General features: G+C 47.6%; 19 protein-coding genes and 2 pseudogenes. 10 read left to right on the top strand and 11 right to left on the bottom strand.

From position 1 onward, the window contains the following. The first annotated feature begins 930 nt into the window (after window positions 1-930). From HALA3H3_RS05500 to HALA3H3_RS05485, 3 genes and pseudogenes are all read left to right on the top strand, one after another. Window positions 931-2,004: a cyclase family protein gene (locus HALA3H3_RS05500; protein ID WP_022520310.1), complete on the top strand. Its 1,074-nt coding sequence runs from the start codon at window positions 931-933 to the stop codon at window positions 2,002-2,004. 1,344 nt (window positions 2,005-3,348) lie between these two features. Then, window positions 3,349-4,374: pseudogene (locus HALA3H3_RS25975) on the top strand (IS630 family transposase). Between the two features lie 250 nt (window positions 4,375-4,624). Further along, complete coding sequence (locus tag HALA3H3_RS05485) at window positions 4,625-5,533, top strand: LysR family transcriptional regulator (protein WP_022520305.1); 909 nt, start codon at window positions 4,625-4,627, stop codon at window positions 5,531-5,533. 163 nt (window positions 5,534-5,696) lie between these two features. Here the strand turns inward: HALA3H3_RS05485 and HALA3H3_RS05480 are convergent, their stop codons facing one another. The 11 genes from HALA3H3_RS05480 to HALA3H3_RS05430 all read right to left on the bottom strand — a co-directional run bounded on the left by HALA3H3_RS05480 (window position 5,697) and on the right by HALA3H3_RS05430 (window position 18,205). After that, window positions 5,697-6,218, bottom strand: coding sequence for a gamma carbonic anhydrase family protein (locus HALA3H3_RS05480; protein WP_022520304.1), 522 nt, complete (start codon window positions 6,216-6,218; stop codon window positions 5,697-5,699). Between the two features lie 49 nt (window positions 6,219-6,267). After that, on the bottom strand, window positions 6,268-8,445 hold the full coding sequence (locus HALA3H3_RS05475; RefSeq protein ID WP_053856912.1) for a TRAP transporter permease: 2,178 nt from the start codon (window positions 8,443-8,445) through the stop codon (window positions 6,268-6,270). A gap of 137 nt (window positions 8,446-8,582) precedes the next feature. Beyond that, on the bottom strand, window positions 8,583-9,557 hold the full coding sequence (locus tag HALA3H3_RS05470) for a TAXI family TRAP transporter solute-binding subunit (RefSeq protein WP_022520302.1): 975 nt from the start codon (window positions 9,555-9,557) through the stop codon (window positions 8,583-8,585). Window positions 9,558-10,064: 507 nt separating this feature from the next. Beyond that, the gene (locus HALA3H3_RS05465) at window positions 10,065-10,817 is read right to left on the bottom strand and encodes an SDR family oxidoreductase (protein ID WP_022520301.1); all 753 of its coding nucleotides are present in this window, start codon (window positions 10,815-10,817) and stop codon (window positions 10,065-10,067) included. Between the two features lie 133 nt (window positions 10,818-10,950). Further along, window positions 10,951-12,075 carry a zinc-dependent alcohol dehydrogenase family protein gene (locus HALA3H3_RS05460; protein ID WP_022520300.1) on the bottom strand — a complete coding sequence of 375 codons (1,125 nt, stop codon included), beginning with the start codon at window positions 12,073-12,075 and terminating at the stop codon, window positions 10,951-10,953. A gap of 23 nt (window positions 12,076-12,098) precedes the next feature. Further along, window positions 12,099-13,532, bottom strand: coding sequence for an aldehyde dehydrogenase family protein (locus tag HALA3H3_RS05455; RefSeq protein WP_053856911.1), 1,434 nt, complete (start codon window positions 13,530-13,532; stop codon window positions 12,099-12,101). A gap of 8 nt (window positions 13,533-13,540) precedes the next feature. Beyond that, the gene (locus HALA3H3_RS05450) at window positions 13,541-14,248 is read right to left on the bottom strand and encodes an ABC transporter ATP-binding protein (protein WP_022520298.1); all 708 of its coding nucleotides are present in this window, start codon (window positions 14,246-14,248) and stop codon (window positions 13,541-13,543) included. 12 nt (window positions 14,249-14,260) lie between these two features. Then, entirely contained in the window at window positions 14,261-15,001 is a 741-nt protein-coding gene (locus HALA3H3_RS05445) for an ABC transporter ATP-binding protein (protein WP_022520297.1), read from the bottom strand. Beyond that, window positions 14,998-15,993: a branched-chain amino acid ABC transporter permease gene (locus tag HALA3H3_RS05440; RefSeq protein WP_022520296.1), complete on the bottom strand. Its 996-nt coding sequence runs from the start codon at window positions 15,991-15,993 to the stop codon at window positions 14,998-15,000. The genes HALA3H3_RS05445 and HALA3H3_RS05440 overlap by 4 nt, the downstream gene beginning before the upstream one ends. Then, window positions 15,993-16,895 (bottom strand): branched-chain amino acid ABC transporter permease, encoded by a 903-nt coding sequence (locus HALA3H3_RS05435; RefSeq protein WP_022520295.1) that lies wholly within the window; start codon window positions 16,893-16,895, stop codon window positions 15,993-15,995. Before HALA3H3_RS05435 ends, HALA3H3_RS05440 begins: the two co-directional genes overlap by 1 nt. Further along, a complete protein-coding gene (locus HALA3H3_RS05430) occupies window positions 16,895-18,205 on the bottom strand; it encodes an ABC transporter substrate-binding protein (RefSeq protein WP_022520294.1) in 1,311 nt (436 codons plus the stop codon). The genes HALA3H3_RS05435 and HALA3H3_RS05430 overlap by 1 nt, the downstream gene beginning before the upstream one ends. Window positions 18,206-18,814: 609 nt before the next feature. Between HALA3H3_RS05430 and HALA3H3_RS05425 the strand changes: the two genes are divergently transcribed. The 7 genes and pseudogenes from HALA3H3_RS05425 to HALA3H3_RS05395 all read left to right on the top strand — a co-directional run. Then, window positions 18,815-19,672, top strand: coding sequence for an HTD2 family dehydratase (locus HALA3H3_RS05425; protein WP_022520292.1), 858 nt, complete (start codon window positions 18,815-18,817; stop codon window positions 19,670-19,672). Next, the gene (locus tag HALA3H3_RS05420; protein WP_022520291.1) at window positions 19,672-20,835 is read left to right on the top strand and encodes an acyl-CoA dehydrogenase family protein; all 1,164 of its coding nucleotides are present in this window, start codon (window positions 19,672-19,674) and stop codon (window positions 20,833-20,835) included. Before HALA3H3_RS05425 ends, HALA3H3_RS05420 begins: the two co-directional genes overlap by 1 nt. 14 nt (window positions 20,836-20,849) lie before the next feature. After that, a complete protein-coding gene (locus HALA3H3_RS05415; protein ID WP_022520290.1) occupies window positions 20,850-22,211 on the top strand; it encodes an MmgE/PrpD family protein in 1,362 nt (453 codons plus the stop codon). A 57-nt stretch (window positions 22,212-22,268) separates the two neighbouring features. After that, window positions 22,269-23,471, top strand: coding sequence for a CaiB/BaiF CoA transferase family protein (locus HALA3H3_RS05410; RefSeq protein ID WP_022520289.1), 1,203 nt, complete (start codon window positions 22,269-22,271; stop codon window positions 23,469-23,471). 12 nt (window positions 23,472-23,483) lie between these two features. Next, window positions 23,484-24,311, top strand: coding sequence for an HpcH/HpaI aldolase/citrate lyase family protein (locus tag HALA3H3_RS05405; RefSeq protein WP_022520288.1), 828 nt, complete (start codon window positions 23,484-23,486; stop codon window positions 24,309-24,311). Between the two features lie 13 nt (window positions 24,312-24,324). Further along, window positions 24,325-24,744: a PaaI family thioesterase gene (locus HALA3H3_RS05400; protein ID WP_022520287.1), complete on the top strand. Its 420-nt coding sequence runs from the start codon at window positions 24,325-24,327 to the stop codon at window positions 24,742-24,744. A 30-nt stretch (window positions 24,745-24,774) separates the two neighbouring features. Further along, window positions 24,775-25,396: pseudogene (locus HALA3H3_RS05395) on the top strand (electron transfer flavoprotein subunit beta/FixA family protein); the annotation flags it as partial.

The following is a 25,396-nucleotide window of genomic DNA, read 5'->3' as shown; positions in this document are numbered from 1 at the left end:
AGCCCCGCCACAGAGAATACGCAGGCCGTAGCGGCTGGATTGCCTTCGGCATCCATTACCCAGACTTCATCACCTAGTTGCAGATCAAGTTCTATCACGGGGTAACGGAGGTCCGAAAGCAACCGTTTCTCTATTACTACTACACGGCCTGCTCTTAGTACTGGAGGTGGACAGAACAAGCGACCACTGCCTTGGCATTTTCTAAATGGGAGTAGCGACCAAAACTAAGTCAGCCGCCGCGGTATTACCCTTATTGAGTCCAACGCCTATGTAGAATGCGGTGTTGCTGGCTTCGGCATTCTGCAGGCACGGTATTACTCTCGACCACTACCTGGCTGATGCCGCCCTAGTCGACGTGCTCAGAGGCTACCGGCCGCTCCCTCGGCCAGTGTCGAACTTGTACCCCAGTCGTTCCCACTTGGCCCCGCAAGTGCATGCTTTTGTCGAGTGGGTGCGTGAGAGATTTCCTGCACTCAACGGTCATTGGCTAGAGAAGTAGCTATTGCTGAGTTCAGATTTCACAGCCACAAATTGGCCTTGAGCTCTTTGCCGACACGCTGACTCTTAGGCTGACTGGACAGCCGTACCCTTAGCCTTAGGCTGTTTTGACTCGAGTACAGCCATAAGCGCAGAAATCGATCAAATAGCTCTGATCAAGCACCACCCAAGCGACCACCTCCTTGAACTCTTGCGTAGAAAATCGTTTTTTCAGGTTATTACACTGATTAAGTTGCAACAATGCTAACTATATTGAACCCCGGTTTCATTGATCCACTACAGTGGCAGGGCTCGGGATCATCAGTGAAAACCATTAAACAACTTTCACGATTCCGAACCCCCCTTCCTGCTAATACGAAGTGAACAAAGACACAATCTCCACTACCCTCTAATCGTTGTACCTGAAAATCAATAATAATTAGAGGATAGGAAATGATTCATCACAAAAAAAACATTGTTAAGGATGGCTTTATTCTGTCTTCGCTGGTCATCACACTCGGCTACAGCGGATTTATCAATGCGCAGGAAACCTCTGATCAGGCGCAAAACGCGACGATCAAGTCCCTGCTTGAACGCCAACCCAATAATTGGGGATCATGGGGCGAGAACGATGAGGTCGGTGCACTGAACTACCTTACCCAGGAGCAAGTGAAAACCAGCATCAACTCCGTCGTCAACGGTAAAGTGTTTACCCTGCAGATTCCAATGATTCATGGCAGCGGCCCAGTGTTTCCGGGTAGAACCGCCACCATGCATTTCATGTCGCAAGATGAATCCTCCTTTATTGCAGGGAAAATGGACCCTTTACCTGGTGGTGTGAAATTCTCGGATGACGTCGCCTTTATGTACCTGCAGGGTACAACCCATGTCGACGCTTTGGGGCACGCTTGGTATGGCGATCAGGTCTACGGCGGCAAGAGCACTGAGAGCACATTCGGTGGTCACTCACACGCAGACATAAGCGCCCTCGGTAACAAAGGTATTGTTGGCAGAGGGGTACTACTGGATGTCGGCCGCCAATCAGGCACCGAAACCAATTACCAGCTAAGTCCGGGCACTTGCATAACGCTAGAGGACTTGAGGGGCACGGCGGAAAGCCAGAATACCGAGATCCGCAAACGGGATATTCTTCTCATCCGTACCGGATCAATTCAACGCTACTATGATGACCAGGCCGATCCAGCCTGGAGTGCAATGTCGGAGCCTGGGCTGTGTTACAGCGAAGAACTGGTGGAGTGGATCAGGGACATGGAGATACCGGTCATTGCGGCAGACAACCTTGGGGTTGAAAAGGTCGTGCAAGAAATCGACGGTGAACCGATGCTCATTCCTCTGCATGGTGCGCTGATCCGGGACCTCGGCGTTGTGCTGTCTGAAATATACTGGCTTGAGGATCTTGCTGCAGACAGCGCCGAAGACGGCGTCTACAGCTTTATGTTTATCGCCTCACCATTAAAGATGGAGGGCGGAACCGGTTCGCCAGTGAATCCCATCGCGATCAAGTAGACCTATCGGCCACTGGTCAGGAATTTGAATGAGTTAACCGTTGCCAGTGGCCCACTAAAATTTCACCAGAAATCCGATTGTCAGCCTTCGTAATTCTGACACCCTTAGGGAGTATCCTCTGAGCTACCGCACTATCATGGAGGGATGCACCGCTCTACAGTCAGACCTGGGTTTGGCTACTGCGTCGGCAACTGCGACAGCACTTCCTGGAGATAGGCATACTGACCATGTACATTCATGAACACCGACTAGATCAGGCACTTAATCGCAGCGGACCACCTGCCGCTGCGTAGCGACCCAAGGAACAAGCTGTTCGTCTGGCCAAGCGCCCAAGGGCGAATCTGATTTTCGATCATGAGTTCAGCATCAACCTCCACATAGCTAGTCATCGCACGCTAGCGTTGAGCCTATAGTCTAGGGGTTTGGCAAGGCCTGATCCTTCGGATATAAGACGTGCTCGGCTAACTTCCCAGTATGTGATTTTTCGGGGATGGGAGACGCTTTTACCTGCCGAATTTGCCCGCGATTCTCACCATTCATGTCTTACGCTTGCCGCTCTATTTTGTACAGCCCGCCAATCGAGAGCAGAGCATGTTCCGTCAGCTGACTTTTGTTTGCATACAAATCGAAGAAGCTGCAGCGAGCGTAACCCATGCTGCCAATTCGGTGATGCCCTGATTGAAGCTGGCCTTGCGCCCAGCAAAAACATCGCAAACCAGCTTGCCATTTCATTAGCCAAGGAAATTGCGAGCAAGTTCGCCCGAACTACTCGGGCTGAAATCGTAAGCTACCGCCTTGAGTGCTGAACACAGAGTAGTGGTGTAGGCCTAGACGTAAGCTTGGTAGATCTTTTATCGCCCGGCGCGAGCATTGGCACCGGAGTTTTATTAGCGTTAATCACGCCTTGGGCAAGTACTGTTTTGAACAGGGCAACGACTAATAGCTGGGGTTGCACGCTGGTTTGTCCGACTCAATGCGCCAGTGTCGAACGGGCAATACGGGCAAAGTTTTTCTGCCGATACAGCGGCAAATGATCAGCGAACTTGGACACCACCACGGTAGCCCAGGGCCTCAGTTGGGATACTTTTATTGATCATCTGCATCTGCATCTGCATCTGCATCTGCACCTGGATGAGTGTTTCGCGCTTGCGACAAATCCATTTCCCACGCTCATGTTACTCGACTGTGAACACGCCTAGCATGCAATCCACTCTTTCACTGACGCCCTCGCCTATGCGCTGAAGCTGGCAGGCGCAGGTACGCTGGGTATTTTCTGGATCGTAAGTACTTGAACACATATTTTCCGCTATGCTTATCCTGACCCGTTTAGCTAGGACGATAAGCATGGCCTTCCGCTTTGTGCCGCCCCTATCCGATGCTGACCATCAGGCATTGATGGCAACCTACACTTATGGAGAGAAACTGGCTCTGCGTCGTCGGGCTCATGCCATCGTGCTGAGCCATCAAGGCCATACCATTGACCAGATATGCAAGATTCTGTCCGTCATCCGCGAAACGGTCTCGCTCTGGTTCGATGCCTGGGAGGCACAGGCCTCGAAGGGCTCCGGGACAAGTCACGCACTGCACCGGTCGGCCCGCCTATCTACAGTGATTCGGAGTGGGTACGGCTACTTGAGCTCGCCCAAGAGGAACCTCATCAGTTGAAGGCCGTCCAGGCAAGGTTCCAGCAGGAAACCGGTAAATGCGCCTGTACCATGACGATCAAGCGAGCATTTAAAAAATCTGGGGTACAGCTTTAAGCGCGCCCGGCGGTCCCTGAAAAGCCAGCGTAACGAGACTGATTTCCGCCATACATAAGGCCTGCTGGCTGAGCTTTAGCGTTGGGAAAATCGGGGCAAGACGGAGTTGTACTATTTCGATGAGTCAGGCTTTGCCCAGTCCTCCGCCTTGCCTTACGCCTGGAGCCCTATCGGCCTCCCCCGGGAAATGTCGGCCTACTCACATAGTCAGCGCCTGAACGTGCTGGGTTTCTTGAGTCGTCAGGGCAAGCTGATCTACCACTCGACGATAGCGACCATTACCACCGAGGCGGTTATCGACGCCTTCGACCGCCTGGTTGCCCAGAAGCCGCCGGATGCCTTTGCCATCGTGGTGCTGGACAATGTCAGTGTCCATCGCTCGGCTCATTTCCAGCGCAAGCGGCTGGGCTGGCTGAATCAGCGTGTGCATGTCGTTTATCTCTCGCCGTATTCGCCAGAACTGAACCGGATCGAGATTCTTTGGCGCAAGGTCAAATATGAGTGGATGCCGTTGACGGCTTACGAAAGCTTCTCGTCCTTGAAAGACCATGTCCATAAGGTATTAAACACACAGCTATTGGTACATTTGGTACTTTCAGAGGCCACCTAGCGTTATTGTGTATAAATCATCAATAAATCTGCTAGTAAAGACAAAGCTACTGCTGGAAGTGGAGGCACAAGCGGACAGCTAGATTGTCCCTATGCTATTCGAGAGGCGTATGCTCGGCGCAGCACGCTCATTATAGTATGGTGTGCTGAAAAATAGGTACATGCGACCAGCGCTGATGGTGAATTTACGTTTTCCAAAATAAGTGTGCCTCAGACGATCTACAGCCTCGTCTCTTTAATGGAGTATCTTTATGCATTTTGATTTAGCCGATCTCAATCTTTTCATTCACGTTGCAGAAGCATCCAGTTTAACGGGAGGTGCTAAGCAGGCGCATCTGTCTACGGCAGCTGCTAGTACGCGGATAAAGTCTTTTGAGGGTCAATTAGGCAGCCGACTTTTTTACCGAGGCAGCCATGGGGTGGAGCTGACCCCAGCTGGCGAAAACTTACTCAAGCATGCTCGTGCTATTATGCGGCAGGTCGAATATCTAAAAAGCGATTTTTCTGACTATGGCAGTAGTGATACAGGGCATATACGAATTTTTGCCAATACGACAGCGGTAACGGAGTTTATGCCAGAAGTATTAGCCAATTTTTTAGGTAGTCGTCCTGGGATTACAATCGACTTAAAAGAGCGACTTACTAAAGATATTTTCAGAGGTGTTCTAGACGGTGCAGCAGATTTTGGCGTGACGTCGGGTGAAATTAAAATGAAAGGCTTGGAAGTCATGCCTTTTAGCATAGATAGACTAGTAGTCGTAGTTCCAGTTGGTCATCCGCTTACAGGGGCTAAGAATCTGGCCTTTAGAGATACACTGATTTACCCACATGTAGGCTTGCATGAAGGAAGCACTCTTCTTGAATTTCTTAAAAAAGAGGTTAGCGAAGTAGGAGAAAGTTTACCTCTGCGCATTCAAGTGTTTGGCTTTGAGCCTGCCTGTAGAATGATAGAGGCGGGAGTAGGAATCGGTATTTTACCAGAATCAAGTGCGCTACGTTACCAAACTACTATGCAGCTTAATATTGTTGAGTTAAAAGATGTATGGGCCAAGCGTGAGCGATCCGTCGTCGTTAGAGAATTTGAGTCATTGCCTGAATCTTCCAAAAACCTGATCCGTGAGATAAGAAGTTACCATCATTATAAAGAAGAGGCGGTTTAGATTTGAGATCTAAGTGAAATATTAGCTAAAAGATAAATGTGTATTCTGCCATGCTAGACGGCCCGCATTTGCGCAGATTGAATTAACGCATATGTTATCTTTCCCTTAACCAATGTTAAACGTGAGGCATGTCAGTCCCGATTAATGCTGGAAAAGTTATTGCTTAGCAAACTTTCAGGTTTTGTAATGAGCGTTTTGCAAGGTCAATATACCGCTGCGTAGCCTGACGCTTGTTTTCGATTTCGGATGCAGTGAGAATCCTTACTACTTTGGCGGGTATTCCGATTATAAGTGAGGCTGGCTCACAAGTGAAATTAACCTTTACCATGGCGCACGAACCAATGATGGAGCGTGCTCCAATAACACTGTCATCCATCACGACGGCGTTCATGCCCACCAAGACATCCTGTTCTAGAATACAACCATGCACAACGGCCCCATGCCCGATATGCGCACGCGAGCAGATTATCGTCTCAGAACCGACAGAGCCATGCACAACGCAGTTATCTTGGAGGTTGGCGTCGCGGTTCATAATAATACGACCAAAATCGCCTCGAAGACTGGCTCCCGGCCCAATATAGCAACCATCATCGATGACAACATCGCCGATGATAACTGCTGAAGGATGAATGTAAGCACTGGCTGAAATTTTGGGTTGTAAGCCTTCGAAGCTATAGTTCGCCATTGTTATTCCCTATTTAAATGCACGCATATCGGTTATTTATTAGTTCATATTAGCTGGCCTGAGGTTGTGAGTGACCTCTTTTCATTTTGAGTTGATAGCCCATCACTAGAGCCCCCAAAAGGATGCCAATCAGATCGGTGGTGATTCCTCCTGCTAGCATCGTGAGGCCAGCGATTAAAGAAACTAAACGTAAAGGCTTACTTAATGCACCGAACATCCATGCTTGTACCGCAGCTGATAGTAAGTAAATACCAATAGAGGCAGTTATTACAACTCGTGTAATTTCCAGCCAATCACCTTGCATCAGGATGGCAGGGCTATAAAAAAACATGAAGGGGACCACGAAAGCAGCAAGGCCAAACTTAAAAGAGGTCAATGAGGTTTTGAGTGGATCAGTATTGGCAATGGCAGCTGCGGCGTATGAAGCTAGAGCAACGGGTGGCGTAATGGCAGAGATGACTGCGTAATAGAAGACGAAGAAGTGTGCAATCAGTGGATCAATACCAATCTGTTGTAACCCAGGAGCAATAACGGAAGCAGCGACTGCATAAGCTGCGGTAGTAGGCATGCCCATCCCAAGTAGGATACTTATCATCATTGCGAAAAGTAGCGCAAGAAACTGGCTGCTATCTGCGATATCAAGCATTAGGGAGGCAAAGCGCGCACCCACTCCTGTTAAGGCGATAACTCCTACTACCACCCCTGCGCAAGCACACACTGCCACCAGAGGAACCACCATTCTTGCGGACAGCGCTAAGGCCCCCAAAATTGCTTTTGGCCCCATCCAGTGTGGTGTTAGCCATGAAACCATCGCGGCGGATACCAAAGCTAATGTGCCTGCTCGGATAACTGAGTAGCCCATAAACAATGTGCTGACCAAAATAACGACAGGAATAAAAAGGTAAGCTTGCTTTAGTAGAGGACGGAGCTTCGGCAATTCAGCACTTCTCAGACCGCGCATGCCTTTACGCTGAGCTTCCAAATCCACCATGAAATAAATAGACAGAAAGTACAGGGCGGCAGGAATAATCGCGGCGATCGCAATCTCGGTATACGGAATACCAGTTACTTCGGCCATGATGAAGGCGCCAGCCCCCATAATTGGCGGTGCAATCTGACCCCCCGTGGAGGCCGCGGCCTCTATGGATCCAGCGCTACGCGCAGGATAGCCAACACGCCGCATCAGAGGGATTGTTAGGCTGCCGGTAGATACCACATTGCCTGCTGAAGTGCCGTTAATCATGCCCATGAGGCCTGAAGCAAAAACCGCCACTTTAGCCGGACCACCTCGTGAGCGGCCTGCAATAGAGAACGCAAAGTTAACGAAATATTCACCGACGCGTGACTTCTGCAAAAAAGCTGCGAATGTAATAAAAAGGACAATATAAGTTGAAGAGACAGCAATGGTAGGACCTAAGATCCCATTGTCAGTATAGAGGTAGGTAAAGAAGCGAGCAGGGCTATAGCCACGATGTTCGAATATGCCTGGCAACCATGGGCCTATAAATGCGTATAGAATAAAAACACCTGTAATTACTACTAATGCCATTCCTGCAACGCGACGGGTGAGTTCTAAAATAAGTAGTACCCCAATAGTAGCCATATAAAAATCTAAATCACCTACCATCGAAGTGCCTGCCATCAGCCGCCAGCGTGAGAGAGATAAAATAAGATATCCAGCCACGGCAAGGGCTATAAATCCGAGCGAAAGGTCTGACATGTTTAGGCGCTTACGATTGCTTTTTATGCTGTAACTTGTAAAAAGCGATATTACGAGAGCAATAAATGAGACTAAACCAAGGTGGCTCTGAATAAAGTCTAGATGGCCAGTAGTTCCTCCATCTTGTGGTTGTAACCAGAGCAGCAAAACAAGTGCTAACGCATACCCAGATAGGATAATCGATGCAATGCTGAAGACTTTTGCCACAATGCTTTGTGGTTTATCGTCATTAAATCGGCTTGTAGCGCCAAGTAATAAAAATCCGATCATCAAGCCAAAGGAAACGTGAATAATACGATATGTCCAAGTTTCAACTGGCTGGATATTTAGGGCATAAAGGTGAAAGCCAATGTATCCAACGCATACAAAAAAAATAATTGAGGCAGAAGCGCCACTAAGCAGCCGTTCATTATTAGCGGGCTGTATGTCATCTACGCTAGCGGCATTGATAGCGCCGGAAGCAGTACTGCCTTGTGCTGTGGAAGCAGTGTTGATGTCTTTGCTCATCATGGCACCCTGTGTGGCACTCTAGAAGTGATGGTTTAAAGATTTGGAATGATAGTTCAGGAAGACATTAAACTGCTATAACGCGATGGTTTGCTGCCGTTTTCGACAGCAAACCATTAACTTACTGATGCGTTAAATCAGCCTTTTAAGTCTTCGGGGATGTCATAGCCATTCTCTTCAAACCACTTAACGGCACCTGAGTGAAAAGGAATAGAGTTGTTGTAAGATATATTTTTTGGAAGCGTTTCTGCAGCGGCGCCATGTACTTGGAGCATCTGCTCGTGGTTACTCATTATAGTATCAACAATCTCGTAAACGAGTGAATCCGGCATATCCTTATGAGTAATTGCAAAGTTCCATAAGGAGACTGTTGGAATATCTTGATTGACAGAATTGTACGTTCCCCCCGGCACTACAGAGTGAGAAAGGGCTGGAAACTCCTCTAAAATCTGCTCAATTTCCTCCTCGCTATAGCTAAAAATATTAACGTCTGCTTGTGCTTCCAGCTGACTGAAAGAAGCTATCGGCATGCCGGCCCCGAAAGCAAAGGCATCAATTAAATTATCTTGTAATTGGCCTGCTTGATCGGAAGCACCACCTTGAAGAGTTTCGACATCATATCCTAGAGCTTCAAAAAGCCGCGGATGATACTCATCATTGGTACCGCCCGCAGGCCCTACACCTACGCGTTTGCCATCAAGGTCAGCCACCGATTCAATGTCGGAATTTTCGAGGCTAACAATGTGGAGTGCTGTTTGATACATAGGAAACATAGCACGCACGTCAGCATGCGTATTGTCAGGAAGTAGCTCACTGTTCCCTTCTAGGGCATCCACCGCCGGGCCCATAGTGACCATGCCAAAGTCATGTTCACCCATCTGGACCATGCTGATGTTCTGCACAGGACCGCCAGTAATTTCAGCACCTATGCGGGTATCGAGCTTTTGGTTAACTAGATTTGCCCAGCCTGAACCATAGATGTAGTAAGTCCCTCCCTGGCTTGCCGTGCCCACTGTCATACTGTTAGGCCAATCGGTTCGATCGTTCGCCAAGCTATTCATTGAAGCGATGGAGATGGCGAGTGCGGTGGTTGTTAATAAAATGTTTTTCATGTCAAACCCTTTAGCTGTCTTGTTGTTAATCGCCAATATACGACATACGACGACTCTTGGGTTGCTCGCTCACTGATAGAGCATCATCTAAAGACTGCAACAGCTGGTAGCGAAGGTGAAGTTGGAATTTCCAACCCCCCCTTTTGGCTTTGTTTAAGGGTGACGATTTTTCTGGCAAATTGGTTATTCTTAGACGCTTTGAAAAAGTGTGTCATTCATCCGACTATATGTGAATAAAATTATAATTAAGCAGCTGCATATATGCAATTTGCAGGAACTCTTCGCAACTGAGCAATTAAAAACTTGTTGATTGGTAAGCTGTTCGCATAGATTAAGTAAGATTCCCTAGTTTTGAACTGGCAATGACTGACTAGAAATTTAGTTGTTCACACATTCATAAAAAAACCTTGCTCCTATATCTCGTTGAACTTAATGTTTTTATAAGAGCAAGGGTTTTAGCTAAACGTTATTAAATTAAATACATTTAGAAGTTAGTGGGCTAAATTATTAGACAATGCGCCCACCATCAACTGGTAGCTCTACTCCGTTTAAAAATTGAGCTTCATCCGATGCTAAGAATACGGCTACAGCAGCAATATCAATTGGCTTAGAAAGACGCCCTAGTGGGATTGTGGATATGAACTTACTGCGGTTATCAGGAGTATCTGGGACTCCCATAAAGTCTGCTAGCATTGCCGTTTCTCCCATGACAGGGCAGATGTTGTTTACACGAATGCCATCCGGACCCAGTTCAACAGCCAGAGACTTAGACATTAGATTCACGGCCCCCTTTGAACTATTGTACCAAGTAAGTCCTGGGCGTGGACGAATTCCAGCCACAGAACCGACATTGATAATAGAACCACTTCCTTTTTCTCGCATCATCGGCACGACAGCATGCACCATGTGAAAGATGGATTTCACATTGACGGCGTACACTTTATCGAAAGTGGCTTCGTTGACATCCAGCAGGGGCTGATTTTTATGGGTCATACCCGCATTGTTGACAACAATGTCAGGAACACCAAATTTTTCAACACAGGTAGCAACAGCAAAGTTAATATCATCCGCTGAGGTTACATCGCAGGACACCGCATGGGCATTGATACCCAGCTCTTTAGCCAGCTTTTCTGCATCTTTAAAATTGATATCAGCCAGAATGACTTTAGCGCCTTCCTCGATATAACATTTGGCGATACAGGCACCAAAACCACTAGCTGCCCCCGTTACTATAGCAACTTTACCGTTTAATCTTGTCATTATTTCACCTCGTTAGTTTTTTAGATTGTTGTTTTTCAATATGGGTTAGGTTTACAGGCAATTACCTTTATACAAAAATAATTGCTATATAATAGCGAGTAACTAGAAAAGCCGATTACCCAGAAAAAACCAGCTAGAAAATGATTAGATCGCGTAAGCTATTACCCGATGCAAGGCTATCAAAGCCCTCATTTATCTCCTCCAACCGATATTTTCTGCCAATTAAACGATTAATCGGCAAGTGCCCTGCTTTATAAAGGTCTAGGTAGCGAGGCAAGTCACGTGAAGGAATGCACGAACCGATATAGCTTCCTTTAACCGTACGCTCTTCAGCTACTAGACTAATTTGTTTCAATGGCCATTCTGCATCTGGATGTGGCAAACTGGCCGTGATAGTCGTACCCCCACGGCGTGTTGCTCCATAAGCGAGTTGCATCGCCGCTACAGAACCGGCGAACTCAAATGCAAACTCCACTCCTCCCTTAGTAAGCTCTCGAACTTGTTCGATGGCATCCGAATCCTTCGCGTTAACTGTAGCTGTCGCACCAAGCTCCATCGCGAGATCCAGCTTATGCTGGTGAACATCCACTGCAATGAGGGGATTAGCCCCCGACGCTCTGCATCCCAATAGGGCACTTAGTCCTACACCCCCCAGCCCAACGATCATGGCCGAAGAACCAGGGGGCACTTGGCCTGTATTAACCACAGCGCCAACACCCGTAAGCACTGCACAGCCAAACACTGCTGCTTCGATTGGATCCACGTCATCTGGAAGCGCCACGCAGGATTTGGCCGATACCACGGCATGATCAGCAAAGGCCGAGACCCCACAGTGGTGATGCAGCGAGGCCCCATCCGAAATCAGACGACTTCCCCCTTCGAGTAATTCACCCTTACTGTTGGCTTCGGCACCGGGCTCACAGAGAGCGGGGCGTCCTTGCATACAGGGTAGGCAGTCACCGCATGAAGGCACAAATACTAGCGCTACATTTTGGCCTGCCTTAAGCTTGCTGACGCCAGCACCTACTTTCACAATTTTTGCACTGGCTTCATGTCCCAGTGCCATGGGCAACGGCCGTGGCCTAACTCCGGTAATTACTGAGAGGTCTGAATGGCAGAGTCCAGATGCGATCATCTGAACTAGGACTTCGCCGGGCCCCGGCTCACCTAGCTCAACCTCTTCGATCTTGAGAGGCTGGCTTTGGCTAAACGGCATGTTATTATTCATTTCTTTAAGTACTGCAGCTCTTACTTGCATGTCATCATCTCCAGTACGCTATATTATTCATAATGATGAACAATCGTTTTAGTAAGACTGAACTCTTCTAGTGCAAGAAAACCTTTCTCGCGGCCATGCCCGCTTTTTCGAACGCCACCAAAGGGCAGCTCTACGCCGCCGCCAGCTCCATAACAGTTGATAAAGACTTGGCCGCCTTCTATTTTACGGGCAATACGCTGTTGGCGAGCGCCATTTTCTGTCCATACTGAGGCCACCAAGCCGTAATCAGTACCATTCGCTAATGCAACTGCATCGTCTTCATCCTTAAAGGGAATAGCAGCTAGCACAGGACCAAAAACTTCTTCCTTGGCGAGACGATGGTCACGCGGAACTGGGCCAAATAGTGTAGGCTTTATATAATAGCCATTTTCAGGCAGGTTATTTGCGTATTTGCCTTCAGCAAGAGGCGTGAGACCACTAGCAAGGCAATCATCTATAAATTCTTGCACCCTTTTAAATTGCGCATGCGTAATGATGGGGCCGCAGTCGGAAGCGCTCTCAGGACTCCCTACTCGCAGTGTCTTGAATTGTTCGGCCACTCTTGTAATGACTTCATCGTAAATATCTTCCTGAATAAGTACACGGCTTCCTGCGGAGCACGTCTGACCAGAATTCTGGACAATAGCTCCGACAATTGCTGGTACTGCTTTATCCAGGTCAGCATCATTGAATACTAATTGGGGGCACTTACCTCCAAGTTCCAAAACACACTTGACATGGTTCTGTGCCGCAGCTGCTTGAATCAGCGTGCCAACTTGCGGAGAGCCAGTAAATGTAATCATGTTGACATCAGGGTGAGAGGACAAAGCCGAACCAGCCTCATACCCATAACCGGTTACAATATTCAGAACACCGGAGGGTAGGCCCGCCTCAGTGGCTAGCTCCGCGAAACGCAGTGAGGTCATACATGCATCTTCTGCTGGCTTTACGACAGAAGCATTGCCCATGGCTAGAGCAGGTGCAATAGTACGTCCCAGCATCTGGGCCGGATAGTTCCACGGGATGATATGCCCAACTACACCGTATGGCTCTCGTATAATATCGACCGCATATCCAGTCATATAAGGGATCACTTGACCGTGAACCTTATCGGCAGCGCTACCATAAAACTCGAAATAGCGTGCAAGGGCCTGAATATCTTTGCGCGCAAGGGACATGGGCTTACCTGTGTCCTTGGCCTCGATCTCCGCCAGTTCATCGAGATGATCAAGAACGGACTGACCAATCTTCATTAATAGACGGCCTCGGTCGGTGGCTGCTAACTTGCTCCATTCGCCTTTAACTGCAGTGCGGGCTGCTTTGACTGCGAGATCCACATCTTCTTCTTTGCCACGGCTAATAGTGGCAAAACTATCCCCGGTGATAGGAGAGTAAACGGGGATAGAGTCGCCACTGACCGCCACAACCCATTTACCATCAATAAAAAGCTTTTCCATATCAAACCTCATTGTATTTGTATTGAAGAACTCAGATCATTATCCGAGATTGGCTTACGAGTGCTGGATGTGACCGCACCACGTTCGATATAAAGCACTTGATTGGGTATATCACCTAGCAAACTGATATTGGACTCTGTTACTACAATGCACAAATGCGGAAGTTTGGCGTGTAAACGTTCAAGTGAGTCGCTATATTGCACCGCTAATGCAGGGGCCAAACCTTGAAACGGCTCATCGAGCAGTACCATTCTTGAGCCTGCCATTAATGCCCGGCCAAGTGCGGCCATCTTGCCTTGCCCCCCTGAAAGGGCCGCCCCAGAGCGTGACAACATTGTCTTGAGTTGAGGGACGATATCTAAGGTCTGCTCAAGACTTTTATCGATTTCTAACTTACTGTATCCAGAAAGCTTACAAGGGAAGCGTAAGTTTTCTTCTATCGTCATGGATGGAAAAATTACCCGTTCTTGCGGGGCATAACCGATCCCCATCGTTACACGCTTGTGAGGGGGAATTTTTTGTAGATTGGTGCCGTCAAGTGAAATGGTACCGCTCTCAAGCGGTAAAGAGCCCATAATCGCTCTTAGCAGCGTGGTCTTCCCAGCACCATTGCGTCCAACTACACCGACAATAGCTCCTTTTGGTATATCGACTGTGATGTCACGAAGCACCGTAATTTTGTGGATACTTGCACTAACATTGTTGAATTTCAGCATAATAATGTTCCCTCAGATACCAAGTACTTCTTTTTGGATTAATGGATCTGCAAGGACGATTTCAGGTGAATCATCAGCCGCAACTGCACCTGAAATCCAGGCCGCTACCCGAGTGGCATATTGCTTTACAATGTCGACATCATGTTCAACAAAAATTGAAGTTGTCTTTTGCTCATCCAGTGCTCTCATAAGTATTTCCATGATGCTATGCTTCTCTTCGGTTGAAACTCCACTCGTCGGCTCGTCCATGATAAGTAGTCTAGGACGCAGCATGAGTGACATTGCAATGTCGAGAAGTTTCCTTTGACCTTCTGGCAAGTTTTCACATAATTCGTGTTGCCTGTCTCTTAACCCAACCAGCTCGAGAATATGGTCTAACTCCGTCGAGTCATTAGCCATTGACAAGTTTGTGACCAAAGACAGCTTTTTCTGCCGTGCAACACCAGACAGCTCTAAACACTGGCGAACAGTGCAGTCCATAAAAAGCTGTGGAATTTGAAAAGACCTTGCCATACCAAGGCGGACAATCTCACGAGGAGATTTACCCGTAATCGCTTTTCCATCGAACATAACAATTCCGGAATCTGGTCGAACCAGTCCAGTGCATATATTTATAAAAGTTGTTTTTCCAGCTCCATTTTGGCCTATTACGGCTAGTCTCTCACCTTCATGAAGCTCGAAATCAATACTGTCTGCTGCGACAATAGCCCCGAATGAAAGAGATAGTGCTTGAGTTTGTAATAATAGGCTCATGAGCTCACCTCCTTGGGTTTCTTATTCTTCCCTAAAAAATTAGTTATACTTTTTTCCTTTTTATCATTTTCAAGGTTGTTTGAAAAAAGACTGGTTAACCCCTCAGGAATGAAATAAATGATTACAATTAAGGTCACACCCAGCACCAATTGCCATGAACCACCTAAAAAGATAGAGGCAGCCATTTTGACAAACTCAAACATCAGAGCGGCGGCAAAGGCACCTACCGCATGCACTGAGCCTCCCAGTACAGAAATAAATACTAACTCTCCGGACTTCAACCAATACCCCATTTCTGGGGCTACAAGCCCTTGTGCCAATCCGTAAAAAGCGCCTGACAAACCACATAAGGCAGCAGAAATAGTGTAACCCTGCCACATCAGCTTCTTTGCAGAAATGCCTAAGTACTCCAAGCGATCTTCATTAGTTTTGATTGAAGCCATGGCCATGCCAGCGGATGAGCGAAAATATTTTTGTATGGCTAATATCGACATCACACCGATGGTTAATAGCATCGCTAGAAGTAGAGTTTCATACTCACTCCGATTAAGGTCAAAACCTAACATTGGGGGCCTGGGAATCTGCATTCCGTCTGTACCTCCCGTTAAGCCATAGAGCTTAGATACTACGGTGAATAGCACCATTGAGATGGCAAGGTTTAGCATGCCAAAGAATATCCCACGGTAACGTACAAGAAACAAAGCAAGTATCATGCCAAAAACAAAACTAACTGCCGTTCCGAGCAGTATCAGGAAGACCCCATCAACTTGTGGAAAAGATTTTGCAGCAAAACCTAGCGTATACGCCGAAACCATAATGTACATTGCATGGCCGAAGGATACTTGTCCTGCCCTTAGGAGTACTACCACCCCAAGTGCGGCAATGCCATATACCATTGCCATTATGAAAGGAATTCGTAACCAGTCCATCAGCATAGATAGAGTAAAGAGAGCTACCGCTGCTATTAACAGACATATCGTATGTTTGTTCATCATATTCTCCTCGCCTGAGCTACGGTGAACAGCCCTTGCGGTCTCAATAAAAGAACACCCATCATGATGAGGAAAGGCATAACGACTTCTATCTGAGGTAAAAAATAAATACTTAAAGAGCGGGCCATGCCTATTACAAGTGCCACAATTAGCGCGCCTGTCACTTGCCCAAGTCCCGCTGTTGCTACAACTGCAAAGGACAGCACAATCATCTCCGCTCCAACTCCCGGTACCAGTGACGTAGTAGGTGAAGCTAGGGCACCTCCCAGAGCACCAAGAGTGGCTCCAACTAAAAACGTTAGGAAAGAAATACGTCCCGCATTAACCCCAAGTGCTGTTGCCACTTCCCGGTCATGGGTGACGGCTATAATTTGATGCCCTTTTAAGCTGTATTTAAGAAACCAACGAAGACCAACGAAAACGCTAAGCGCTATTGCTGGTATAAACCACAATTGGTAATTCATAAACACTACGCCCAACAACTCAGTATCTCCCATTTGATACATCACGTCAGACACGAAATAGGGCTGGGCTCCCCAAATCATCATCTGTACATCTTCAAGTATCATGAAGGCACCAAAAGTTACCAAGAGCTGAATTACTGGATCTCTATCTCTGAAACGCTTCAACAAAATCATAAGTAGGTAACCAAGAACTAGGCCAACAATGGCTGCTCCAGCTACTAAGGCAAGAATGGATAAAAGAAGTGAGTCTTTACCCTGAGCAAACCAAATACCCATACTTGCAGCTGCATAGCCACCGAATGCATATAAGCTGCCATGGGCTACATTTAAGACATGTACGACACCGAAAATGAAGGTCAACCCGAGGGCTACCAAAAATAGTAGCCCTCCATAAGACACCCCATCAATCAGTGCGAGAAGGATGGTGTCCACGTTCATTACTGAGAGCCTCCATTGTACATTTCAACCTGATCAAGAAGATCTGGCGTTAGTGTTTTTAGCCATTCTGATGTGGTTTCATTAGGTGGTGTAGTTACAAGCTCTGCTGGTACAACCATGAATTCTTCGAGGGTGCGGAAGTCGTATTCATCCGAAGATGTAGTAATACCAAATAATTGGTCTTCGAGACCTTGACCATCTTCGGGTCGAATGGTTACGTCACTGGTAAGCCCACGAAATTCGAGCCCGCGGAGAGCTTGGGAAAATTCTGCTTTGCTTGGCCATTCACCACCGTTTGATGTGATCGCCTTATCATAGGCTCCGACCATAGCCTCCATGGCCTGCACCATGTGATAAACAGGATAAATAGGGTAGCTGTCCGTTTTCTCGAAATACTTTTCTACGAACTCCTTGTGTTTCTGCTCGTTCACATAATCAGGATGCAGGAAGTAATGATCGCCCCGAGCACCTATTAGCACTCCTTCTGGCAAGCGATTACCAAGTCGCTCAAGAGATGATTCGCCTAGGGCTAAAAAGAATTTAGAGTTATTAAATAATCCTCTTTGAGATGCTTGGGTGGCGAAGGTATCCAGATCACCACCCCATGAAGTGGATAAAATTACATCGGGTCGCAGAGCCTGGAGCCGACTGATTTCAGATGAAAAGTCAGGTGCACCAAATCGAGGAAAAAACTCTGCAACTACTTCAACATCAGGTTTTAGTTGCTTGAGCACTGTGCTGAAGATTTCCCAAGAATCGTGCCCCCATGCGTAGTCTTGGTTGACAACTGCAATCGTCTTAAAGTCTGGATTAACAGTCAGCAGATAGAGAACACTGGCTACCATTTCAGTTACTGCATTTGCTCCACTACGTACCGACCATTCATAATCCTGGTTTTCTAGAGCTCTTTCTGTACCGCAATCCCACATGATATTGGGAATCTCTAGATCTTCAGCTACTGGTCCGATGGCTAAGCAGTGACCACTTGAGATAGCCCCCATCATCAAATCTGCATTTTCTTCCTGCACAATCCGACGATAATCTGACACCATGCCGCTTGAGCCACGGCCTTCGTCAATAAAAAGGGCCCGCACTGGTACGCCATGGATGCCGCCTTGAGCATTTAGCTCTTCAATATATAGTTCCGCAGCATCTCGGCCAGGCACTCCGAAAACTGAGGCAGAACCACTTAGGAATGTAGCTATACCGACTGTTATTTCTTCGGGCTTTTCTACAGCCAATGCAAGTGGAACAAAAGCCGAAAAAGACGCTGTTAATGCAGTAGCAGTTACTATTTTTTTATATTTCATGTCGTAGTCACTCTATTGTTAATTGTTGGATGGTTGCCAGTATAATTGCGGTCAATGCTTTAATTATGGTTCTTTTTCATTTGCTGGTGAGTTTGAAACAAATCTCCATGCTCCATATATTATGATTAAAGCAAAATAGGACGTGGAGCTACGCTTGGTGGATTAATCCTCTGAATGCTCGTGGGAATGATTTTTTGGGCTTCAGGTAAAATATTTGTTTTCATGTACCACCCTTATTAATTTATCATTATTGGATATATTTCAATGGGTTGCTAGCTTTGCTTTCAAGGTGTTTCTATACAATGCAACATGTAATAGGAAAGGTGAAGTAGAAATTCGTAACCCCCCCCTTTGGTTTTTATTAATAATACTTTTGTCTAATCATCACCTTCCTTGAATTTTTTGATATCAAGCGTTAAGGGATAAGATTTGTTCTGGTATTTTGAACATAAATCTTCGTATTGGTTGATTAAGTTGTTGAAATTAAAGGTATTTATGATTGTGTTAATGGTGGGTGAATGCCCCGTTATTGTCTTTGAGATTCCAGTTTCATGAGGTCATGCTTCATGCTTGCTCATGTTTAAATAACAATAGCTATGAGAGGCATCTATGGTCCAAGCCACTTTACAAAACTCTTCCCTAGACTTTAGCCAGTGGATAGGTAAGCAAGAAGTTAGTCGTGATGTAATTTCAGCTCAGCTCGCTAAACGCATTGCTATCATTTTTAATGAAGACTGCCCGCATGAAGGACAACCGTTACCCCACCTTTGGCATTGGGCATTTTTTCAAGAACCCTTGATTGAAAGTAGCCTTGGAAAAGATGGGCACCCAGCACGGGGAATCTTTTTACCTCCTACCGAGGGAAGAAATCGTATGTGGGCAGGCGGGCGTGTCTGCTTTCTTAAACCATTGATCGTAGGTAAGTCGGCTAAATGTATCTCAACCATCAAAGCTGTTAAGGAAAAACAAGGTAAAACCGGCTCCCTACTATTCGTTACTGTTGAGCATCAGTATTTTCAGGAGGGTGAGCTTTACGTGAGTGAAGAACAAGATATCGTCTATCGCGAGCCGAGCCCTCCTAAGTTAGAAAATGATTCGCCATTACCAACATTTACTTGGAACGAGACGATTCATCCTACGTCCGTCATGCTCTTCCGCTACTCCGCCGTTACCTTTAATGGTCATCGCATTCATTACGATCACCCTTATGCCACTGAGCAGGAGGGATACCCCGGTTTAGTAGTGCATGGCCCTATGATCGCTACATTGGTACTACACAGTTTTATCAAAAAAAATCCTCAATGCTCGCCTACGAATTTCTCCTATCGTGGTTTGCGCCCGTTGATAGCCGATACCTCTTTTCATATTGGTGGTCACCATCACAGTGAGCAGCACTGCACCGCATGGGCTTTTAATGATAAAGGCCCAGCGCACCAAGCTGAAATTGAATACAAGGAGTCAATATAATGTTTAATCGCGATAATGAATCACTGGAAGCAATACGTGATGGTGTACGGTCTCTGTGCACAAACTTTGATGACGCTTATTGGCGTGGTGTTGATGAGCGTAAAGAGTTCCCTGAAGCGTTTGTCGATGCCTTAACAGAAGCAGGTTGGTTGGCAGCGATGATTCCTGAAGAGTATGGAGGCTCTGGACTTGGTTTAACCGAGGCGTCAGTAATTCTGGAAGAGGTTAACCGCTGTGGCGGTAACTCGGGCACAGTTCATGGCCAGATGTACAACATGTTCACCTTGTTGCGTCATGGTAGTGAGGTCCAAAAAAGTGAGTACCTACCGAAAATCGCTGCTGGTGAATTACGCCTACAGTCGATGGCGGTAACTGAACCGACCACCGGAACTGATACAACCAAAATCAAGACCACTGCCGTTCGAAAAGGTGATAAGTACGTCATCAATGGACAGAAGGTCTGGATTTCGCGTGTTCAGCACTCTGATTTGATGATCTTGCTTGCACGAACCACACCGTTAGATCAGGTGGAGCGTAAATCGTTAGGGATGTCGATTTTTCTAGTTGATCTTCATCAGGCAATTGGTAATGGGCTGAGCGTTCAGCCGATAGCCAACATGGTTAACCATGAAACCAATGAACTATTTTTCGATAACTTGGAAATCCCCGCTGACAACTTGATTGGCGAAGAGGGAATGGGCTTTCGCTACATCCTGGACGGTCTTAATGCTGAGCGAGCACTAATCGCAGCGGAGTGTATTGGTGATGGTCGTTGGTTTATCCAAAAGGCGAGCAATTACGCTCGTGACCGTGAAGTCTTTGGCCGTCCTATTGGTAAGAATCAAGGGGTGCAGTTCCCAATTGCTGAAGCTCATATTGATGTTGAAGCTGCAGATTTAATGCGTTGGCGTGCTTGCTATGAGTACGACAGCGGTCAAGCCGTTGGTGCTAGCGCCAATATGGCTAAATATTTGGCCGCCGAAGCATCTTGGAAAGCGGCCAATGTGTGCCTGCAAACGCATGGCGGTTTTGGTTTTGCGGCGGAATATGACGTTGAGCGTAAGTTCCGAGAGACACGTTTGTATCAAGTAGCGCCGATTTCGACCAACTTAATTCTTTCTTATGTTGCCGAGCATTTGCTCGATTTGCCGCGCTCATTCTAATTGGAGAAATAGTGATGACAAATACAACAAGAGCACTCGCGGACTTTCTTGCAGAACTTCGCTATGAAAATATCCCCGAAGCTGTGCTTGATCGTTGCGAAGAATTATTCCTTGATTGGCTGGGCTCCGCACTAGCAGGGAAAGACTACGCTCCCATTCCTATCTTTGAACGCTTTGCACTGCTCATGGGGCCACATGCTGGTAAAAGCGAGATATTGACGCTCAGGACCTCTACATCGCCTTACTTTTCAGCCTTTATTAATGCTGCGGCGTCGCATGTGGTAGAGCAAGATGACTTGCATAACTCATCGGTTTTACACCCTGGAACGGTTGTTTTTCCGGCAGTCCTAGCAGCTGCGCAGGCAGAAGGTAAATCGGGCCGTGAGTTTATCGTCGCAGCAGTGGCTGGTTACGAAGCAGGTATTCGTATTGGGGAAAGCTTAGGTCGCTCCCACTACACCATCTTCCATACCACAGGAACCGTTGGCACGTTAGCGGCGGCAGTGGGTGTTGGAAAGCTGTTGGGCTTTTCATCTGATGATTTCATGCATGCATTGGGTAGTGCCGGAACCCAAGCCGCCGGTTTGTGGGAGTTTTTACGTGATGGCGCTGACTCCAAACAGCTTCACACAGCAAAAGCAGCGGCTGATGGCTTGCTAGCCGCCTACATGACTGCAGACGGGTTAACGGGTGCCCAACGTATTGTAGACGGTAAACAGGGAATGGCAGCGGGTATGTCTCAGGATGCAGATCCAAGGTTTCTGGCTGATCAGTTGGGAAGCCGATGGGCTTTAACAGAAACTTCTTTTAAGTTTCATGCCTCTTGTCGTCACACGCATCCTGCTGCCGATGCGCTCTTAGCTGTCATGGAGCGTGAAGGGTTGGATCACCGGGATATTACCGCCGTCGTTACGCCCGTGCATCAGGCTGCTATAGATGTACTTGGCCCAGTGAACGAGCCTAGTACGGTTCATCAGGCTAAATTTTCTATGGGCACCGTTCTGGGGTTAATCGCTGTGCATGGAAAAGCTGGGCTGGAAGAGTTTCAAACCCATGCGCTGAAAGATAGAGAAGTAGCTGCATTTCGTCGTTTAGTAACTATGCGTATAGATCCTGAAGTCGATGACGCTTATCCGAGTAAATGGATCGGTAAAGTCGAGGTGACAACTCAGAATGGTCAGGTTCATCAGGCCACGGTGCGTGATCCTAAAGGAGACCCAGAGAACCCACTTTCGCGAACAGAACTTGAACATAAATTCCAGCGTTTAGTGGGCTTTTCAGGAGCAGTCGATGAAAGCGAAAGCAAGCAATTAGTCGCCTTTTCATGGGAACTGAGAGAGGTCGATTCAATACCCATGCTTCTCACTAATGCTTAACGCGATGTTGTACTTGCGTTTTGGCTCTTCGTATGAAACCGATGAAAGGATAATTATATGAACTTGAAAGATTCACCCCGACCTCTTGATGGCATAACGGTAGTTAGTTTGGAGCACGCAATTGCCGCACCTTTTTGTACACGTCAGTTGGCGGATCTGGGTGCGCGTGTGATTAAAGTGGAACGTCCCCAAGTAGGTGATTTTGCCCGTAATTATGATGAGCGTGTAGACGGTCTGGCGTCTCACTTTGTTTGGACAAACCGCTCCAAACAGAGTCTTACCCTTAACGTGAAATCAGCCGAAGCGGATGAAATCCTTGAACGTTTGCTGACTGACGCTGATGTGTTGGTTCAGAACCTCGCGCCGGGAGCAGCGGCACGGCTTGGGCTTTCTTTTGAAGCACTGTCCGAAAGGTTCCCACGTTTAATTGTTTGCGATATTTCTGGCTATGGTGCTGATGGCCCCTATCAGCAAAAGAAAGCCTATGATTTATTGATTCAGAGCGAGGCTGGTTTTCTCTCTACCACAGGCCAGCCAGGCGATGATGGCATGGCCAAAGCAGGTTGTTCCATCGCGGATATTGCCGCGGGCATGTATGCCTATACCCATATACTTTCTGCACTAATTCTGCGCGATCGCACCGGTCAAGGTAGCCATATAGATATCTCTATGCTGGAGAGTCTTGTGGAATGGATGGGTTATCCGATGTATTACGCTTATCAAGGCGCAGAGCCACCTCCACGTGCTGGCGCCTCGCATGCAACGATTTACCCTTACGGTCCTTTTACAGCTGGGGATGGACAGGCCGTCATGTTGGGGCTGCAAAATGAACGAGAGTGGTATGCATTCTGCGACGTAGTGATGAAAAATGCCGCCCTTGCAAGTGATGAACGCTTTAACACTAACTCTCTTCGTTCGGCTAATCGTGAGGAGCTAAGAGCCCTGATTATCCAAGCCTTCTCACATCTCTCTGCCGATGAGGTGATAGCGCGATTGGAGGAAGCAAGCATTGCTAATGCTCATGTGAATGATATGCACGGCGTCTGGGAACACCCCCAGCTTGAGGCGCGTCAGCGGTGGGTCGGTGTGCAAAGCCCCACTGGAAAACTTCCTGCGTTGTTACCCCCTGGACGAAGTAATGCGTTTCAACCCCAGATGAATCCCATACCTGGGCTGGGCGAGAATAATTCAGAGATTCTTGCTCAGCTTGGCTATGGTCTGGAACGCATTGAGTCTTTTAAAACTAGTGGTGTTATTTAATAGGGGGTAGCCATGCGACAGGATCAACAACGTTCCTTACTGTTTGTCCCAGGCACACGGACGGATCGTATTACTAAAGCACTTGCAAGCGGTGCAGACATTGTCATTGTAGATTTGGAAGATGCCGTAGCGTTAGAAGAAAAAGCATCCGCGCGCCAAGCGCTGGAGCAATTTTTAAATTCTACACCTGGGATAACCTTAATTGTACGAATCAATTCAGATGATGGCAGGGATGAGGAGAACTTTCAGCAGGATTTGGCACTTTGTACTAAGTTTTCTGCCATTACGGGCGTTATGCTTCCCAAAACAGAGACGCCGGAACAGATTGCTAGGGCTAGTGCTAGCGGCAAGCCCATATGGCCATTAATTGAGACTGCGCAAGGGTTAACCGCTTTACCGAAAATTGCGTCCTCACCGGGGTTAGAGCGATTAGTGTTCGGTGCGCTAGATATGGCGACTGATTTAAATTTAGAGCCAAGTAGCCCAGGGGCTGAAACAGTATTGGATCACTGTCGTCACCAATTAATTTTGCACTCACGCGCGCAATCTCTTCCGCCACCTATTGAAAGTGTCACTCCTGAAATTAATGACCTTAGCAAAGTAGAAATAGCAGCCAAAAAAGCTGTTGAGATGGGGTTTTCCGGTATGTTGAGCATACACCCTAAGCAGGTATTAGCCATTCATAATGCCTTTGCGCCGGATGAGAAAACCCTTCAATGGGCTCGATATGTTATTGGGGAGGCCAAGACAAGAGGGGGAGCCTTCCAGTTTGAAGGTCAAATGATAGATGCACCGGTTTTATCCAGGGCTAGGGCTATTTTGGAACGCGCCAATTACTAATATAAGGCACACGATGGATTTGAACGTACTACATAACCCATTTATCGACATGTTGGGTGCTCAACTAGTGGAGTGGTATCCGGAACACTGTACATGGGAGCTGGAAATTGCAGCGCATCATACCAATACCCAAGGCACCCTCCATGGTGGTGTTATGGCCACTGTGTTAGATGTCGCTTGTGGCTATACCGGTTTTTGTCCTGCAAATGGCAAGTTAGAACACCGTGCTGCGACCCTATCGCTATCTATTCAATATTTGGCTAAGGCACGCCAAGGGGTTTTGTTAGCGAAAGGACGCTTAATGGGTGGTGGTCGACATATTTTTTTTGCTGAAGCGCAGTTGTTAGTTAATGATCAACTTATTGCGACAGCTTCAGGCAGCTTTCGTCGTCATCAAGTCTCTGACACTGAGGCGCAGCTGCCGATTGCTTGATATCTACATTTAACGCATTGGATCAAATCTATGAAAATTCTCGTCGCAGTGAAACGCGTCATCGACTATAACGTCAAAATCCGGGTTAAAGCGGATCATTCGGACGTCGATCTTACCAACGTCAAAATGGCCATGAACCCCTTCTGCGAAATTGCCGTGGAAGAGGCGGTGCGCCTGAAAGAGAAGGGCGTGGCGACAGAAATTGTCGCCGTTACGGTACTTCTGCGAAATTGCCGTGGAAGAGGCGGTACGCTTGAAAGAAAAGGGCGTGGCGACAGAAGTCGTCGCCGTCACGGTAGGGCCCAAAGCCGCCCAAGAGCAGCTGCGTACCGCGCTGGCGCTGGGGGCAGACCGCGCCCTGCATATCGAAACCGACGAGCGCGCCGAATCCCTGGCCGTGGCCAAGCTGCTGGCCAAAGTGGTCGAAGAGGAGCAGCCGGGGTTGGTGGTGCTGGGCAAGCAGGCCATCGACACCGACAACAACCAGACCGGCCAAATGCTCGCCGCGCTGACCGGCCTGCCGCAAGGCACCTTTGTCTCGGAAGTGGAAATTAGCGGGGACGGAAGTGATAAAAAGCTTAATGTGACGCGTGAAATCGACGGGGGGCTGCAAACCATCGCGCTGACGCTGCCGGCGATTGTCACCACCGAC

It is taken from the genome of Halomonas sp. A3H3 (assembly GCF_000982975.1).
Classification (GTDB): domain Bacteria; phylum Pseudomonadota; class Gammaproteobacteria; order Pseudomonadales; family Halomonadaceae; genus Vreelandella; species Vreelandella titanicae.
This window is presented reverse-complemented; position numbering and strand designations above follow the sequence as displayed.